The following is a 15853-nucleotide window of genomic DNA, read 5'->3' on the forward strand; positions in this document are numbered from 1 at the left end:
GGGCCGGGTACGGGTGACCGCGCCCGGACAGTGAGGAGCACGGGCGGCATGACGACGTTACGGGAGGAGATGCCCACGTCGCAGGGGCGCTCGACGCGCGGGCTGGTACCCACACTGATCTTCATGGGCCTCGTGGTCGCGGTGGTGAGCAGCCTCGGCGCGCCGCTGATCCCGACGATCGCCGCGGCCTACGGCGTCTCGCTGACGGATGCCCAGTGGTCTCTGACGATCACGCTGCTGGTCGGCGCGGTCGCGACGCCGATCATGGGTCGGCTGGGTGACGGCCCGGCACGGCGCAGGGTGATGCTCGCGGGGCTGGTACTGGTCGCGGCGGGTAGCGCGCTGGCCGCGCTGCCGACTGGGTTCGCCGCCCTGCTCATCGGCCGGGGGTTGCAGGGCGCCGGGCTGGGCCTCACACCGCTGACGATCGCGACGGCCCGGGACTCGCTGCCGCCGCACCGGGCACGACCCACCATGGCCATGCTGTCCATCACCACGGTCGCCGGGGTGGGCCTCGGGTATCCGGTCACCGCCATGATCGCCGAGTACGGCGGGCTGCACCTGGCGTACTGGTTCGGAGCGGTGGTCAGTCTCGTGGCGCTGCTCACCGCGGGGTGGGTCGTGCCGTCCTCGCGTCACCTGTCCACGGCCGGGCTGGATGTGCCCGGTGCGGTGCTCCTCGGCGCCGGACTGGCGGCCCTGGTCCTGTGGATCAGCGAGGGCAACGCCTGGGGCTGGTTCTCGCCGCACTCGGTGGTGGCGATCGTCGTCACGGTCGTGGCGACGGCGGCCTGGGCCGGGTACGAGGTGCGCCACCGGCGGCCGCTGGTGGACCTGCGGCTGCTGCGCCATCGCGGGGTACTGGCGGCGGACGTCACCGCGGTGCTCGCCGGGCTCGGCATGTACCTGCTGATCTCCTTGGTGGTGCAGTACGTGCAGACCCCTGCCGGTACGGCCGGTGGGCTCGGCGGCTCAGTCGTCGTCGCCGGTCTCGTGCTGCTGCCGTTCTCCGCCGGCAGCTTCGCGGCGAGTCGGATCACGCCGGTACTGGTATCCCGCGGCGGCGGCCTGCTACTGATCCCGGCCGCGTCCGCACTCGCCATCGCGGGCATGGTGCTCTTCGGACTCCTCCGACACAACATCGGGGAGCTGGTGGTCGTGATGGCCGTGGTCGGACTGGCGGTGGGAACTGTGTTCGCGGTCATGCCCGGCATGATCACTCGGGCCGTACCGGCTCAGGAGACCGGCAGCGCGATGAGCTTCAACCAGGTGCTGCGCTACGTCGGTTACGCCACCGGCAGCGCACTGAGCGCCGCGATGCTCGCCGCGCACACCCCGGACGGGCACCGCTACCCGTCCGCCTCCGGGTACACCGTCGCCGCCCTCCTCGGGGCGACCTTGTGGCTGATGAGCCTGGTCGCCGGCGTACTGCTCCCGCCCCAGCGCCGACAACCGGCGGGTCCGGTGGTGGACGAGCAGCTCCTCGCCGACGAGAGCATCGCCGACGCGCTCCCCGGCGACGAAGACAACACCGACCGCACCGCCGCGCTGCCAAGATGACCCCATGCGCGATCGCAGCGAGCGAATCAACGGGCTCAGCGCGCCGGGGCCTCATGACGAATCCGGGCGCGGCGAGGGGTCGGCATGAGTGACTCGCGCGGCGACGCGGCCTCCACGCGGCGGCGCCGGGACGCGGACCGGACCCGGGCCGCGCTGTTGAAGGCCGCGGCCGAACTGTTCGCCGAGCGGGGCTACGACCACGCCACCATCAGGGACATCGGGGAGCGGGCCGGCGTGGACGCCGCCATGATCGCCCGCTACTTCGGCGGCAAGGCGCAGCTGTACATCGCCGTGCTGCACGAGGAGATGGGCGACGACGTGCCCGTGGACATCCTCGACCCGATCCGGATGCGCCACCTCGTCGACCGCGCCATCAGCCGCGGACCCAGCCCGATCTACCAGGTCGCGGTCCAGCCGCACGGCGATCCGCAGGCGCAGGCCGCGTCGCGGGCGGAGCTGCACAGCCGGATCGTCGGCCCGCTGGTCGCCCGGCTGGCCGCTGACGGGGTGGACCGGCCGCAGGAGAAGGCCGAGGTACTCACCGCCGCGTTCATCGGCGTACTCACCGCCCGGGCCTCCGGCGCGTTCGACCGACTGCCGGACCTCGACGCCGACGAGCTGACCTCACTGCTGCTGGAGCTGCTGCCGCCTCGGCACTGAACCCTCGCGGCGCATGGACGCACCACTCCCGCGCTGAACTGGATGACCATCGGCCGGCAGATCCTGGAGCGCCCGGAGTCACAGGCGGCCGCCGCTGACATGGACCTTCCCAACGACGTGTCCGGCTGCGGGTCCACGTCGGACATTGGGGACGTCAGGGCAGAGTGACGCTGTCCAAGGCAGGCACGGGGTCGGTTCTGATGCCCACGGCTCCGGCCGCCGCCTAATGCGGCGAGGGCGCAGGGGTGAGCACTCGCGCGATGAACGTGCGGACCTCCGCCATGAGCTCCTGCAGGAAACGCGCCGCGCTGACGATTGTTGCTGCCACCGAACCGGGTGACCGTCCCATATCGAGGGCATCGGCAGGATCGCCCCGACTCATGGCATCGTCCGCCTCCGTGGGTCCACGCGGGGGGATAATGCCGACATCAGTCACACACGTCACTGCAGCAGACGTCGGCAGGTGCGATAGAACCAGCCCTCGCACGTGGACGCGCGGGGGCTGGTTCTATCGTCGTCCGTCTCGGCGGCCGAGAAACTTCCCGCCAGCCAGGCAACAGGGCGTTGCAGCTTGTCCTAGAGCAGGCCACATCCGGACACCAACCTGGCTGGTCGACTCCAGTCTGAGGATTGGTTCAGGGTAAGCGGTATGCAACGAAACGGGCAGGGACCGGAGGCGAGTTCCCCACAATGCCGGGGAAGGGAACGAGAACCGTACCCGAACTGATGATCGGGCTGTAGTAGTTGGTCGCTCCCGGCCCAACCTTGATTTGAGCGACAAGGGTGCCGGTGTCCACGCGGAAGATGCCGAGAGTTCCACCATCGGTGCCGACGAAACCAAGGCCGTTGGCGACGGCGATGTCCCCGGTGCTGAGGATGTTGGGGTACTGCTGGTTCCAGATCGTCGCGCCGGTGGTCGGGTTGACCGCGATGGAGGAAGACTGAATCCCAGAGGCCTCGCCACCGCCGACGAGGATCGCATTCGCCGTAATGGTCGGTGTCTTCATGAATCCGGTGACCGGCTGTTGCCACCGTACAGCACCACTGCTCTGGTCAAGAGCGGTCATCGCCGTCTGCGCGTACTGCGTCGTCACGTACACCATCCCATGTCCGACGGAAACGTCCCCGTCGAGTGGATCGGTGAACTCATGACTCCACACGATGGCTCCGGTTGCCGCGTCCAGGGCGTTGACCTGTCCGTTCGGGTATGGCCTGCTGACGACGAATAGCTTTCCGCCAGATATTGCCGGCGATCCCGCGCACACCCCGGGGAAGGTGGTCTGCCACTGCGTCGAACCGGTTGTCGCCGACACGGCGGCCACCCCGGATCCGGTGGCCACGTACACGGTGTCCGCGACGACGGCCGGGGCAGGTGGCTGACAGCTTGGCAGGGCCAGCGACGTTGTCCACTGGGGAGCTCCGGTGGCGGTGTCGAATCCGTAAAGGGTGTGGCTGGTCTGCACGACGACGGTGTGGCCGGCGACGGCGGCTGAACTGCCGGGCATCCCGTCCAGCGTCTGCTGCCATAGCACTGCTCCGGTGGCGAGGCTCAGGGCGACGAGCCGGCCGCCGAGTCCGGTCGTCTGGACGGGCTCGAAAACGCTCCCGCCCGCGGCAACGGGTGTTCGAGGTGCCACGACATCCGGGGCCGAGTACGCCCATGCCTGCTGCAGGCCGGCGGCGTTGGACGCGTTGATGGTGGTGTCAGCAGGGTTGACTCCGGACCGGTCCGGCCCGTACTGCTTCTGTGGCCAGTCTGTCGGAGCAGGACCTGGGCCAGGCCCGGGGCCGGTTGTGCCCTGCGCGATGATTTTTTCGAACTGGATGATGGCACTGATGCCGACGGCGAAGTTGTGGTACACGGGCAGGGACAGTTGGGCGCCGGCGGTGAACCCGGCCCGCAGGGTCCATGCGGGCCGAGCGGCCGAGTCGGCGTCGAACCGGATGTAGACGCGGGTGTCCAGAGTCGGGCCGGTGACGCCGTAGAGCAGGAACGAGAACTTCGGGGACACGTCGGCCTGCACGGAAGCGCGCTCGGACCACGTGGGCGGCGTGTAGTCGAACGTGTTCGCTAGCCGCGCGACCGGTCGGGTGGAGCCACTGCTGTAGACCAGCCCTGCGGTGGCGGACAGACTCTGGTGCGCGTCGGTCGTGACGGCGGCCCGCACGGTGCCGGACGCGTCCAGGTACAGCTGAAGCTGCGGCACGATCACCACGGGCACAATCCCCACGGTGAACGTGATTGGTCTGAACATGATCGGTTTGGCAAGCAGCGGCATGGGCGACAGCGCGCACGTCGCTTGACCGCCGATCGATACGCCGAGGTGCGCGTCTTCGCCGATGGCGCCGGTGAACTGGGCGAACTGCAGACCGCCGGTCAGGCCCCAGCGGGCGTAGAGGAGGAGGTCCGCTGAGATCGAAACCGAGCCGGAGATGCTGGCGACCGACCCCGAGCAGGCAAAGCTCTTGCTGATCGCCTGGATGACCGGTGACGCTGCGGCCGCGGCGTGCGGCTGCGTCGATCGGGGTGCGGCTGCGCCACCCGTGGGCAGGACATCGGCGGCGGACAACGTGACCGGTGCGTTGATGCTGGCGTTGGTGACCGCATCCGACAGCTGCGCCGGCTGCGTGTTCACCGTCTTGGTGCCGTCGGTGGCGACCGTCACGGAGACCACCTTAACCAGCAGACCGTACGGGGTAGCCGTGCTGACATCCGAGACGAGGACGTCGCCAACCGCCGGCACCGGGGTCTGCTTGGCAAGAGTGACCGTCTGCGAGGCGCCGGGCTCCCCGGCGACGGAGGCCACCGCGCCAGCCGGAAGTACCTTGGTGGTCTTCGGCACCGTCAATGGCGCTACCGGGTCGAAGCCTGTCCACTGATCCTGGACTGCGCTGTCCTGGATGAGTTTCCCGTCGGCGCCGAACGCGACGAGGTCGAGATGTCCCCGGCCGGAGGCGGCGATCGCCGGCCCGGAAGCCAGCTTCCCACCAAGATTGCGCCACTCGCCCCAGTTATCCGTCGCGGGCTGGTAGGCGCGCACGGACGCCGTCTCGTCGTCGTTACGGACCGCCAGGTGCCAGGTGCCGGTGTCCGGCTCGATTGCCAGGCTCAGGCCGCGGCTCTGTGCCCCGACGACGCCGACGGGCGCCGACCACGCCGACTGCTTGCCGCTGACAGATACCGTGGCAGTTCGGATAGCCCGGTCGGTACCGGCTACGGCGACGACGAGCGACCCGTCGGGCCGTCCGGCGGCGGCCGGAGCGCCCAGTACCGGGCGGCCGGCGAGTTTGGTCCAGGAACTCCACCGGCCGTTACGAAGGGTCCGCAGGTAGGCCCGGTCGTCGGTGCCGTGGACCACGACGGCGAATGAGCCTCCTCCGAGGTTCGCCACTGCAGGTGCCCAGCTGGTACGGCGGTCCATCGACGACCAGCCACGCCACTTGCCGCCGGTGAACGCACGAACAATGAGTTCGCCGTCGTCACCGACGGCCGCGACCAAGGTCTGGCCGGTCGCCGTGTCCGTGGCCGCTGCGGGTCCAGTTCGCAGCCCGCCGCCGAGCGACCCCGGCTGGGTCCATCCCGCGTTACGGAAGTCCTCATGCGACAGACGGTGGCTGCGAGTGTCGCGCCAGAACAGGGCGAGGCTGTCGGCGCCTGTGGACGTAAGGGCGGGGGCGTCGGTGGTTGTTACCTTGGCCGATGGCGCAGCGGCTGCTTGCCGTATCGGATATCCGGACAGCAGTGCCACGGTGAGCGTGATGGTAACGAACAGGATTCCCGCGCGGCGAGGTCGTGCCATGGGTCCTCCGGGGTCACTGACGACGTCGCCGCTGCCGGGCGACCGGCCGTGGAGCACCCTCACTGTATGGGGCCGACCCGGTACGCACGGGCATTGCCGGATGCTAATGGATGATCGAGATTCGATGCCATCCGAACTGACACCCGATAACGAACTCAGGTGGTCCCGTGGCTGCCGATCGGCTGACTTCCTTATACGCCCATGGCCGTCCATCTAGGACATAAATGTCGGCGCATAGTGCTGTATTCGATGCCTTGCTCTTTACGATCTTGGGGAACAATAGGGGCCGGCACTGTCAGCCCGGATGATTCCTGACTCGAGGCCTTGTTGGCGCGAGCTCAAGTGTCGTGATTTCTGTGTCCAGTCAGTGCAGCCGGAGCCTGCTCGACGCTCTACGTGCGTCCTCGGCTACGCGGCGGGCAAACGGCCGTTAGGGCACGTCGAGGCTGGCCGGACGAGGTACAGCCGGTTGCCCCGTGGGCGGCTACCCTCTGCCCGGAAGATCCGGGACCAGGGAGGAAACGTGCGGCGGAGCCTACCGCTGGTCGGTGCACTGATAGGTGCCTTGGCGCTCACCGCGTGTGCTCGGCCGGCCGGCGTCGACGGCGATCTCACCAACAACTGGCCGGCGTTTCCGGCGGCGGAGGTACCGCTGCCGGCCGAGCACGCATGCTACTGGCTGACGTCGGTCTACGATCCGACCACCATCGGCGTTCCACGCCAACCGGTCGACTGCGTCAAGGAACACATGGTCGAGACCGTGCACGTCGGCAGGTTCACCGGCGCCGAGGCGGCTGCGGGCGCGCCGCCGGCGGGTGCCGCGCTGCGCGGTGCGTACGAGGAGTGCCTGCCGCACGCGCGGGAGTTCCTCGGTGATGACTGGCGGACCGGACGGCTGCGACTGGTCGTCACCCCGCCCCAGCCGGCGCACTGGGCGGCGGGCGCGCGCTGGTACCGTTGCGATCTGATCACCGCTGGCGCGCCCGGGCCGATCCCGCCCTATATCGTTACCGGCAGCGCGCGGGGCGGCCTGGCTGGAAGTCGACCGGACGAGATCGGATGCGGCGACGTCGCTGACCTCACCGGCGGCACAGCGATCACGAATGACGTCCACAAAGGCGTCACCCGCGCTGACTGCACGGTCCAGCATGATGCGGAGTTCACCGGCATCGCGACCATTCCCGACGGCATCCCCTACCCGGCGACCGAAGCCGGCGCGGAGGCGGTAGCCGCGAAGGCATGTCGCCCGGTGAACGCGGCATTCCTCGGAACGAGCGATGCCGGCGCCATGCACAACCGGGTCGATCTGCTCGGGATACCGCTCGGCACCGAGTACGGGGTCCTGGGCGAGCGCGGTATCTGGTGCTTCCTCTGGTTCTACGCCCCCGGAGTGACGAGATCGATGAAAGGCGGCGGCTTGGTGGGCCTGCCGACGCAATAAGGCTCACGTGGCTGCTTCAACCTGAGAACTCCTCCGCGTCACTGGACCGGGACGTCACCGCCGATACCGCCCTTCGCCGGCGGGAACGTCCACCCGTGGGCGAAGACCGACGAAACGGAGGGTCCCGCGGGTCTTTGCATTCGGGTAATCGGCATGCGGCGGCCACGATCCGACCGGCCCGTCCCCGCCGCCGTCCCGACTCACGAGCGGATCCGGCGCAGACCCGTCCTCGGCGGGGTGATCACCGAGTACGAACGCGCCGCATAAAAGCCCAGGTCACCCCCTTGTCAGATACGTTGAACCATGGTTCACTTCTTCAACAATGGTTTGAACCCAGATTCAAAACTTCGCGCGAGGAGGGTCCCGTGCCGTACCGGCCCACCGAGGTCACCCGGCGCAACGCGGAGCTCAAGCGCGCGTCCTTCCTGCGTGCGGCCCGCTCGCTGGTCGCCGCGCGGGGTTTCGGCGGCGCCACCGTCGCCGCGATCGCAGGCGAGTGCGGGGCGAGCGTCGGATCGGTCTACTCCTACTTCGACAGCCGCGAGTACCTGTTGGCCGAAGTGTTCCGCAGTGCCGCCGGCCACGAACTCGCGACGGTACGCGCCGCGGTCGCCGGCGCCGGCAGCCGGGCCACCGACCGGCTGAACGCGCTGATCAGTACATTCGCCGGGCGAGCCCTGCAAGGTCGCCGGTTGGCCTGGTCGCTGCTGTTCGAGCCGGTGGACCCCGCGGTGGACGCCGAACGGTTGATCTACCGCCGGTCGTACACGGAACTGGGCGAGGAGATCATCCGTGCCGGCATCGCGGACTGTACGTTCGTCGCCCAGGACGTCGCGCTCGCCGCCTCCGCGGTGATGGGGGCGATCTCCGAGGCGCTCGTCGGCTGGCTCCGTCCGGACGACGCAGATCAACCCACCACGTCAGACGACGACGTCGTCGAGGGCATCCGGACGTTCTGCTTCCGGGCTCTCGGCGCTGAGGAGACGCAGTGAGCATCACCCACGAAGTCATCAACCAGGCACCTCCGCGGGTCGACCTGAACGAGTATCTGATCAACCCCGCGTTGACCGAGGCCGTCAAGCGGTACGACGCGCAGTGGGCGGCCGACCACCTCAGCGAGGTCGGCTCCCTGGTCGGGCGGGCCGACTTCCAGCGGGACGCCGAGCTGGCCAACACCAACCCGCCGGTCTTCTCCAGCCACGACCGCTGGGGTAACCGGGTCGACGCCGTGGACTTCCACCCCGCTTACCACCGCATCATCGGCGCGGCCGTCGCGCACGGCGCGCACACCAGCTGCTGGGCCGATCCCCGCCCCGGCGCGCATGTCGCCCGGGCGGCGACCTTCATGCTCTTCGCCCAGGTCGAGCCGGGCCACGCCTGTCCGATGAGCATGACCCACGCCGTCGTCCCCTCGCTGCGGTTACAGCCCGAGCTGGCCGACGTCTGGCTCCCGCGGGTCTACTCCCGCGCTTACGACCCGGAGCTACGCGACCCGGCCACCAAGCCGTCGGCGATCTTCGGCATGGCGATGACGGAGAAGCAGGGCGGCTCCGACGTGCGCGCGAACACCACCCACGCAGTCGACGCCGGCGCTGGCACCTACCGCCTCACCGGGCACAAATGGTTCTGCTCGGCACCTCAGTCCGATGCTTTCCTCGTGCTGGCCCAGGCCCCCGGCGGCCTCTCCTGTTTCCTCGTACCGCGGGTGCTGCCCGGAGGCACGCGCAACGTGTTCCGCATCCAGCGGCTGAAGGACAAGCTGGGCAACCGGTCCAACGCCTCGTCCGAGATCGAACTCGACGGCACCGTCGGCTGGCTCGTCGGAGAGGAGGGGCGCGGGGTACGCACGATCATCGAGATGGTCGGCCAGACCCGGCTGGACTGCGTCCTGGGCAGCGCCGCCGGCATGCGGCAGGCCGTCGCCGAGGCGGCGTGGCACACCCGCCACCGCAGCGCGTTCGGCGCACTGCTCATCGACCAGCCCGCGATGACCGCGGTGATCGCGGACCTGCAACTGGAGGCCGAGGCCGCCACCTGGACGGCCCTGCGGCTGGCAGCCGCCTACGACAGTGACGACGACGAGTCGATCGCTTTCCGCCGGCTGGCGACCGCGGTCGCCAAGTACTGGGTATGCAAGCGCGGGCCCAACCACGCCTATGAGGCGCTCGAGTGCCTGGGCGGCAACGGCTACACCGAGGCCTTCCCACTGGCCCGCCGCTACCGCGAACAGCCGGTGATGGCGATCTGGGAAGGGTCGGGCAACGTGATCGCTCTCGACGTCCTGCGCGCCATGGCGCGCGAGCCGCAGTCGGTGGAGGCCGTCGACCGCGAGATCACTTCCGCGCTCGGCGCGTACGCCGCCTTCGACGCGCACGTCGCCGCCACCCGTGCGCTCCTCGCCCGCGCCGCAGCCGACCCGGCCGCCGCCCCGGCCCTGGCCCGTCGCGTCGTCGAGGCGCTGGCACTGGCCCTGCAGGGCGCCGTCGTGATCCGGGAGGCACCGACCGCCGTCGCCGACGGCTTCGTCTCCGCCCGGATCGGCGATGACCGCAGCCTGGAGTACGGCGCCCTCGACCCCGCCCTCGACCTGGCCGCCATCGCCGCCCGCGCCTGACCTCGACCGAACGTCATGGAAGGGCCTCGATGACCGGAACACCACCGGTCGCCGCGTACCTTCGCGTAAGCGGCTGCTTCCGCGCTCACCGTCCCAACTGGAGGATTGATCCGTGCACCTGACCGCCGTGCTGGAGCGGGCCGCCCGGCTTGCGCCGGGCAAGGACGCCCTGGTCACCGACGACGAGCGCATCACGTACGCCGACCTGCTCGACCGGGCCCGCCGGGCCGCGCAGGTACTCCTCGACGCCGGCCTGCGGCCCGGCGACCGGGTGGCCGTGATGACCTTCAACACCCCGGGGTTCGTCGTCGCCGCCTTCGGTACCTGGTTCGCCGGCGGCATCCTCGTACCGGTCAACCACAAGCTGACCGTTCCCGAGACGCGGTACGCGCTCGAGCACAGCGGCGCAGGAGTCGGCGTGGTCGCCGGCGACCTAGCCGCCACCGCCACGGCGGCGAGCCCCGCCACCACCTGGTTCACCACCGAACGCGCCAGCGCCGGGCTACCCGACTTCGACGCGCTGACCGCCGCGGCCACCCCGGTGCCCGGCCCGGTCACCGACGACGACGAGGCGCCCGCGGAGATCCTCTACACCTCGGGTACCACCAGCTCACCCAAGGGGTGCGTGCACACCCACCGCACCATCTCGGCCGTCGCCCCGCTGATCACCAGTACCCTCGGCTTCACCCGCGACGAGCGGTTCCTCATCTCCATGCCGATCTGGCACGCCGCGCCGCTCAACGACTGGCTGCTGACCATGGTGTTTCTGGGCGCCACCACGGTGCTGCAGCGCGAGTACGACCCGGCCGGGTTCCTCCGCGCCGTCGAGCGGCACCGGGTGACCGCCTTCTTCGGCGCGCCGATCGCCTACCTCGCGCCGGTGCAGCTCGCCAAGGCGGGGAAGCTGTCGCTGTCCGACGTCGACCTGTCCAGCGTGGACAAGTGGCTGTACGGTGGGGCGCCGCTGGGTGAACAGGTGGCCAGGTCGCTGGTCGAGGCGTACGGCACCGACCGGTTCTTCCAGGTGTACGGGATGAGCGAGATGGGCCCGGTCGGCACGGCGCTGTACCCCGGGGAGCAGCTGACCAAGGCCGGGTCGATCGGCCGGGGCGGGATGCCCGGAGTGGACCTGCGGGTGGTCGCCGGCGACGGAACGGACGTCGGGCCCGGCGGCGTCGGCGAGATCTGGCTGCGCGCGGACACCCGGATGGTCGGGTACCACGCCAACCCGCAGGCGACGGCGGAGTCGTTCGCCGGGCCGTGGTTCCGCACCGGTGACGTGGCCCGCGTCGACGCCGACGGTTACCTGTTCATCGTGGACCGGCTCAAGGACGTGATCATCGTCGGCGGGGAGAACGTACACTCCCAGGAGGTCGAGGAGGCCCTGCGCGGCCACCCCCGGATCGCCGACGTCGCCGTCGTCGGCCGGCCGCACCCGGAGTGGGGCGAGACCGTCGTCGCCGTCTGCGTCAGCGCCGACGGAGCCGAGGTCACCGTCGAGGAGATCCGCGAGTACCTGAGCGACAAGATCGCCCGGTACAAGCTGCCCCGGGAGGCGATCACTGTGCCCGCGTTGCCGCGCAACCCGTCGGGCAAGCTCACCAAGCACGTCATCCGCGAGGACCTGGGCAAGGCAGGCGCGCCCGAAGCGACCTGACGGCACTCGAACCGATCCGGCGCGCACGATCGCGGTGGCATCCTCGTGCGGCCAAACGAGGAGGCCACCGCTCTGCCTGACCCGGCCACGCGCGCTCACCGGCGCATATTCCGCCGCGTCCCTTGATCGCTGCCCCCGCTCCGAGTGAGCTTCCGGTGCCTACCGGCCACTCACCTATCAGCCGGACGGCGTAGGCGCCGGGTAAGTGTCGCCCCACCGACCTGATCCCCACCCACTGCGATCCGCATCAAGAGAGTGCTGTGGACGCGCCTGGGTTCCACTCCCCCCATTCGTCCCTGCGGCACCGTGGCTCAACGCGTGGGGAGCAAACGGGGAGCACGCGGCCGTCGTGCTCATCCGCTAACCCCCGCCCGCAGCGGGCGCAGGTACCACCGGACCGCGACCACGATCACCTCAGGCGGAAACCGGAACCCGGCGAACGCCGACCGCGGCGGCAGCCAGGGGCGAGGACGGGTTGATGGCTTCACCGGTCAAGCCTGCCTCGATCTTGCCAACGCTCAATGCAACGGAGCCGGCCACCCGGCCCGACCTGCGGTCTGGCCGGAGAACGCCAGCGACGTCGAACCTGGCCGCCCAGCAGAGGGCGTTACTCTACGCCATACTTGTGTACCTTCAGAAAGACGTAGGGCATTCCAGTAGAGGAGCTTCCACTGAACGGCACATTGAAAGTCGAGGACGGGCCCGACCGGATCCTGGTCCGTTTGGACCGCCCGCATGTCCGCAATGCGATCGACGCGGCGATGGTGGCGGACCTGCACGAGGTGTGCACCGAACTGGAAAGGCGACCTCGAATCCTGGTGATCACCGGCAGCGATGGAATCTTCGCCGGCGGAGCGGACATCCGCGAGCTGCGCGAGCGCCGCCGCGAGGATGCGCTCGCGGGCATCAACAGCGGCCTGTTCGACCGGATCGCCCGGCTGCCGATGCCCACGATCGCCGCGATCGACGGCCCGGCCCTCGGTGGCGGCGCGGAGCTGGCCTACGCCTGCGACTTCCGTATCGCGACCCCGCGTGCCCGGTTCGGCAATCCTGAGGCGGGGCTCGGCATCATGGCCGCCGCCGGTGCCTGCTGGCGCCTGCGCGAGCTGGTCGGCGAGCCCCTCGCGAAGGAGATTCTGCTCGCCGGGAAGACGGTGTCCGCCGAGGAGGCGCTGGCCGTCAGGCTGGTCAACGAGCTGGTGCCCGAGGACGAGCTGCTGGCGGCGGCAGACCGGCTGGCCGCCCGGATCGCTCGGAACGCACCGCTGGCGCTGCGCCTGACAAAGCTCGCCCTCGCCGCACCGCCCGGCGCTCACCCTCGCTTCGACGACGTGGCGCAGGCCGTGCTGTTCGAGACCGAGGACAAATACGACCGCATGACCGCGTTCCTGGAGCGCCGTCGCTGACAACGACGACAGGCCTCATCGAAGCGACGATGTCCGCATGTCCGTCGTCGGCCATCGTCATCGCGGCGGTCAGCGCCAGTCGGCCTCGCGGCGACGATGGCGCCGGGCGGCGTCCGCGACCGCGTCCAGTCCGGAGCCGCACAACCGGGTCACGGTCGTCCCGGAAACGCCCACGGGCAGGCCAGCCAGCGGCGCGGCCATACAGGCGACATCGCGATTGTCCTCGCCCGCCTGGTTGGGCGCAGCCGAATCGACGGCGTCGGTCGTCTCCGAGCCCACACCGCCGTAGCGGACGGTCAGCTCCCGGACGACGCGGGCAGCAAGGTCATCGGTGCGCACCAGAGCGCGGGCGCGGCCTACCTGCCGCTGGGTGTACGGTCACCACCGACCCGATACGCGGTCCGGTTCGGGTCGCGCTCATGCCGCGCCCGTGGTGAGGCGGGCACGACCGGCGGCCGTGAGCACACGATCGTGGCCCTCGGTGGTGAGCAGCGGCGGGTCGGCCTTGTAGAGGCCGGCTAGCGCCGCGCGCTCCAGCCCGACCTCACGGGCTACCTGGTGCGCCTCCAGCTTGTGCATCCGGCCGTCCGCATCTGCCACGCGCAGCAGGAACGTCTCGGCAGGATCAGCGACGGGGCCGGCAGGCTTCGGGTCGGGCAGCTTGAGCAGGGCGGTGAGCTGCTCGACGATGCCGAGCACGGTCTCGCGCCAGGCCTCGGCCGTGGCCTCGCGATTCCCCACGGCCCCACCGGAGCCCTGCCAGGTCCGCTTCGGGAAGCGTCGCAGATACTCGCGCTCGAGCTCCAGCATCCGAGTGGTGTGGCGAGCGAACTGTTCGGCGCTGCCGTGCAGGAAGACCCAGTTGCGTGTCGCGTGTGCCTGGGTGCCCTGCTGCTCGAGCTCCTCGTCACTGAGTTCTGAGGCCGGCCGGCCCTGGATGTCGTTGTCAGTCATCGGTCCCTCTCCTCCGGGTCGAGCCTCACAGATCGAGTCTGCGCAGCTCGTACCGGTAGCGCTTGGCGTTGCCGACGTACTCGCGCACTCCGTAGTCGATCCACTCAGCCTGCACGGCGGTGTCCATCGGCCGGGGCCGGGCGGGTACGCCGAGCGCCATGTGGCCGGCAGGGACCTCCAGGTCCTCGGGTACGAGCGCCTGGGCGCCGATCACCGATCCCGCGCGCACGACTGCGCGGTTGAGGACCACTGAGCCCGAGCCGATGAGGCAGCGATCCTCGATCGTGCACCCCTCCAGATGAGCGTTGTGTCCGACCACGCAGTCGCTGCCGACCACGGTCGGCCACCGCTCGGTGGTGTGCAGAATCGTGCCGTCCTGAATGGACGTACGCTCGCCGATCTCGACGCGCCCGAAGTCGGCCCGCAGCACCGCCGTCGGCCACACCGACGACTCGGCGCCGATGGTGACGTCGCCGATGACGACGGCGTCCGGGTGGACATAGGCGTCCGGATGGATGCGGGGCACCAGGTCACCGAGCGCGTAGACGGCCATTCCTCACTCTCCCACCGATAGGCCGGCGTATACCTTCAGCGCGTTCCCGCCGAGTACGGCTGCGGCGACCGCGTCGGCCAGCAGCCCGGCGACGGCGCGGGCGTTGGCCGCCGTTCCGGGCACGCCAGGCCAGTCGGTCCCGAAGATCCATTTTCGGGCCAGGCGGCCGAGGTCGAACTTCGCGTAGTACTCGGGCAGCCGTTTGGGCGGTAGCCCGGACAGCTCCAGCCAGACGTTGTCGTTCGACAGCGCGAGGAAGGCGGCCGCGTCGTACCACCAGCCCCGCCCGCCGTGCGCGAGCACGACGTTCAGCCCGGGAAAGTCCCGTACGACCGGGATGATGAACTGCGGGTCGGCGTTCTCGTTCGCCGCACCGGGGAAGGAGCTTGTGCCGCAGTGCACGACGAGTGGGACGCCCCGCTCCTCGAGCACCTGGTACGCCGGGTACAGCGCCGCGTCGTCGCAGCGGAAGCCGCCGTGCACGGGATGCAGCTTCAGCGCGGCTGCTCCGAGGTCGAGCTGCCGGCGTAGCTCGACGGCGATCGGGAAGTGCAGGTGCGGGTTGACGTTGGCGACGGGCCGGAACCTGGTGGGGTTGTGGTCGACGATCGGCAGCAGGTCCTCGAAGGTCTGCATTCCGGTCGCCTTGGGGCTGTACTCGCAGAACAGGAGCGCGACGTCGACGCCCTCGGCGGCGAACAGTTCGTCGAGGCGCTCCGGGCGCGGCGCGCCATCGCCGTCCCAGACATCCTCCAGGATGCCCTCCACGCCGAAGTCCCGGGCCCACTGCAGCCAAGCGGGCCGCAGCGTGTCCAGCATTGGCACGTGGACGTGCGCATCGATGAGCGGGATGCCGTCAAGCATGTCGTCGTACTCCTACCGGTCCGCGACCATCGGGGTGTCCACGCCGATACGGCCGGTCTTGTGCGAGCCTCCGGGCGCGCTGATCGGCGCGTCGCGGCCCGGCAGCACCTCGATGAAGAAGCGGCGGTTGTCCTCGACGAAGTCGACGTGCTCCGGGGCGACCCGCCGGTCCTGGCTGATCGCCTCGACGGGGCAGACGGGCTCGCAGGCACCGCAGTCGATGCACTCCTTGGGGTTGATGTAGAGCTTGCGCTCCCCCTCGTAGATGCAGTCGACCGGGCACTCCTCCACGCACGACTTGTCCATGACGTCGATGCATGGTTCGGCGATGACGTACGGCATAT

13 protein-coding genes are annotated in these 15853 nt (G+C 69.8%); 7 read left to right on the forward strand and 6 right to left on the reverse strand.

What is annotated here, in order from left to right; translation table 11 throughout:
• Positions 1-48 precede the first annotated feature (48 nt).
• Entirely contained in the window at positions 49-1560 is a 1512-nt protein-coding gene (locus HC031_RS29190; protein ID WP_205863384.1) for an MFS transporter, read from the forward strand.
• A gap of 84 nt (positions 1561-1644) precedes the next feature.
• On the forward strand, positions 1645-2220 hold the full coding sequence (locus tag HC031_RS29195) for a TetR/AcrR family transcriptional regulator (RefSeq protein ID WP_167928665.1): 576 nt from the start codon (positions 1645-1647) through the stop codon (positions 2218-2220).
• Positions 2221-2855: 635 nt separating this feature from the next.
• On the opposite strand, the gene HC031_RS29200 is transcribed toward HC031_RS29195, so the two are convergent.
• Positions 2856-6233 (reverse strand): outer membrane protein assembly factor BamB family protein, encoded by a 3378-nt coding sequence (locus HC031_RS29200; RefSeq protein ID WP_205863385.1) that lies wholly within the window; start codon positions 6231-6233, stop codon positions 2856-2858.
• Positions 6234-6324: 91 nt separating this feature from the next.
• Between HC031_RS29200 and HC031_RS29205 the strand changes: the two genes are divergently transcribed.
• The 5 genes from HC031_RS29205 (at position 6325) to HC031_RS29230 (ending at position 13138) form a co-directional block, all read left to right on the forward strand.
• Positions 6325-7461: a septum formation family protein gene (locus tag HC031_RS29205; RefSeq protein WP_205863386.1), complete on the forward strand. Its 1137-nt coding sequence runs from the start codon at positions 6325-6327 to the stop codon at positions 7459-7461.
• A 365-nt stretch (positions 7462-7826) separates the two neighbouring features.
• Entirely contained in the window at positions 7827-8453 is a 627-nt protein-coding gene (locus tag HC031_RS29210; RefSeq protein WP_167928668.1) for a TetR family transcriptional regulator, read from the forward strand.
• 2 nt (positions 8454-8455) lie between these two features.
• Positions 8456-10075 (forward strand): acyl-CoA dehydrogenase family protein, encoded by a 1620-nt coding sequence (locus tag HC031_RS29215; protein ID WP_338090891.1) that lies wholly within the window; start codon positions 8456-8458, stop codon positions 10073-10075.
• Positions 10076-10187: 112 nt separating this feature from the next.
• Entirely contained in the window at positions 10188-11732 is a 1545-nt protein-coding gene (locus HC031_RS29220) for an AMP-binding protein (RefSeq protein ID WP_167928670.1), read from the forward strand.
• A gap of 713 nt (positions 11733-12445) precedes the next feature.
• Positions 12446-13138, forward strand: a complete 693-nt coding sequence (locus HC031_RS29230; RefSeq protein ID WP_420813702.1) for an enoyl-CoA hydratase/isomerase family protein — start codon at positions 12446-12448, stop codon at positions 13136-13138.
• A 69-nt stretch (positions 13139-13207) separates the two neighbouring features.
• Here HC031_RS29230 and HC031_RS29235 read toward each other — a convergent pair whose 3' ends face one another.
• The 5 genes from HC031_RS29235 to fdxA form a co-directional block, all read right to left on the reverse strand.
• Positions 13208-13477: a thiolase family protein gene (locus HC031_RS29235; RefSeq protein ID WP_420813701.1), complete on the reverse strand. Its 270-nt coding sequence runs from the start codon at positions 13475-13477 to the stop codon at positions 13208-13210.
• A gap of 78 nt (positions 13478-13555) precedes the next feature.
• Entirely contained in the window at positions 13556-14092 is a 537-nt protein-coding gene (locus tag HC031_RS29240) for a DUF6158 family protein (protein ID WP_167928671.1), read from the reverse strand.
• Positions 14093-14117: 25 nt separating this feature from the next.
• Positions 14118-14645, reverse strand: a complete 528-nt coding sequence (locus HC031_RS29245) for a gamma carbonic anhydrase family protein (RefSeq protein WP_167928672.1) — start codon at positions 14643-14645, stop codon at positions 14118-14120.
• Between the two features lie 3 nt (positions 14646-14648).
• Complete coding sequence (locus tag HC031_RS29250) at positions 14649-15509, reverse strand: amidohydrolase family protein (RefSeq protein WP_167928673.1); 861 nt, start codon at positions 15507-15509, stop codon at positions 14649-14651.
• Positions 15510-15521: 12 nt separating this feature from the next.
• The gene (gene fdxA / locus HC031_RS29255) at positions 15522-15851 is read right to left on the reverse strand and encodes a ferredoxin (RefSeq protein ID WP_167928674.1); all 330 of its coding nucleotides are present in this window, start codon (positions 15849-15851) and stop codon (positions 15522-15524) included.
• Positions 15852-15853 lie beyond the last annotated feature (2 nt).

This window comes from Planosporangium thailandense (genome assembly GCF_011947195.1).
Classification (GTDB): Bacteria; Actinomycetota; Actinomycetes; order Mycobacteriales; family Micromonosporaceae; genus Planosporangium; species Planosporangium thailandense.

Excerpts from the sequence above, each read along its gene's own strand:
- fdxA (WP_167928674.1), bottom strand. The coding sequence starts at position 15,851 with ATGCCGTACGTCATCGCCGAACCATGCATCGACGTCATGGACAAGTCG.
- HC031_RS29245 (WP_167928672.1), bottom strand. The coding sequence starts at position 14,645 with ATGGCCGTCTACGCGCTCGGTGACCTGGTGCCCCGCATCCATCCGGAC.
- HC031_RS29240 (WP_167928671.1), bottom strand. The coding sequence starts at position 14,092 with ATGACTGACAACGACATCCAGGGCCGGCCGGCCTCAGAACTCAGTGAC.
- HC031_RS29250 (WP_167928673.1), bottom strand. The coding sequence starts at position 15,509 with ATGCTTGACGGCATCCCGCTCATCGATGCGCACGTCCACGTGCCAATG.
- HC031_RS29200 (WP_205863385.1), bottom strand. The coding sequence starts at position 6,233 with ATGGACGGCCATGGGCGTATAAGGAAGTCAGCCGATCGGCAGCCACGG.
- HC031_RS29195 (WP_167928665.1), top strand. The coding sequence starts at position 1,645 with ATGAGTGACTCGCGCGGCGACGCGGCCTCCACGCGGCGGCGCCGGGAC.
- HC031_RS29190 (WP_205863384.1), top strand. The coding sequence starts at position 49 with ATGACGACGTTACGGGAGGAGATGCCCACGTCGCAGGGGCGCTCGACG.
- HC031_RS29205 (WP_205863386.1), top strand. The coding sequence starts at position 6,325 with ATGATTCCTGACTCGAGGCCTTGTTGGCGCGAGCTCAAGTGTCGTGAT.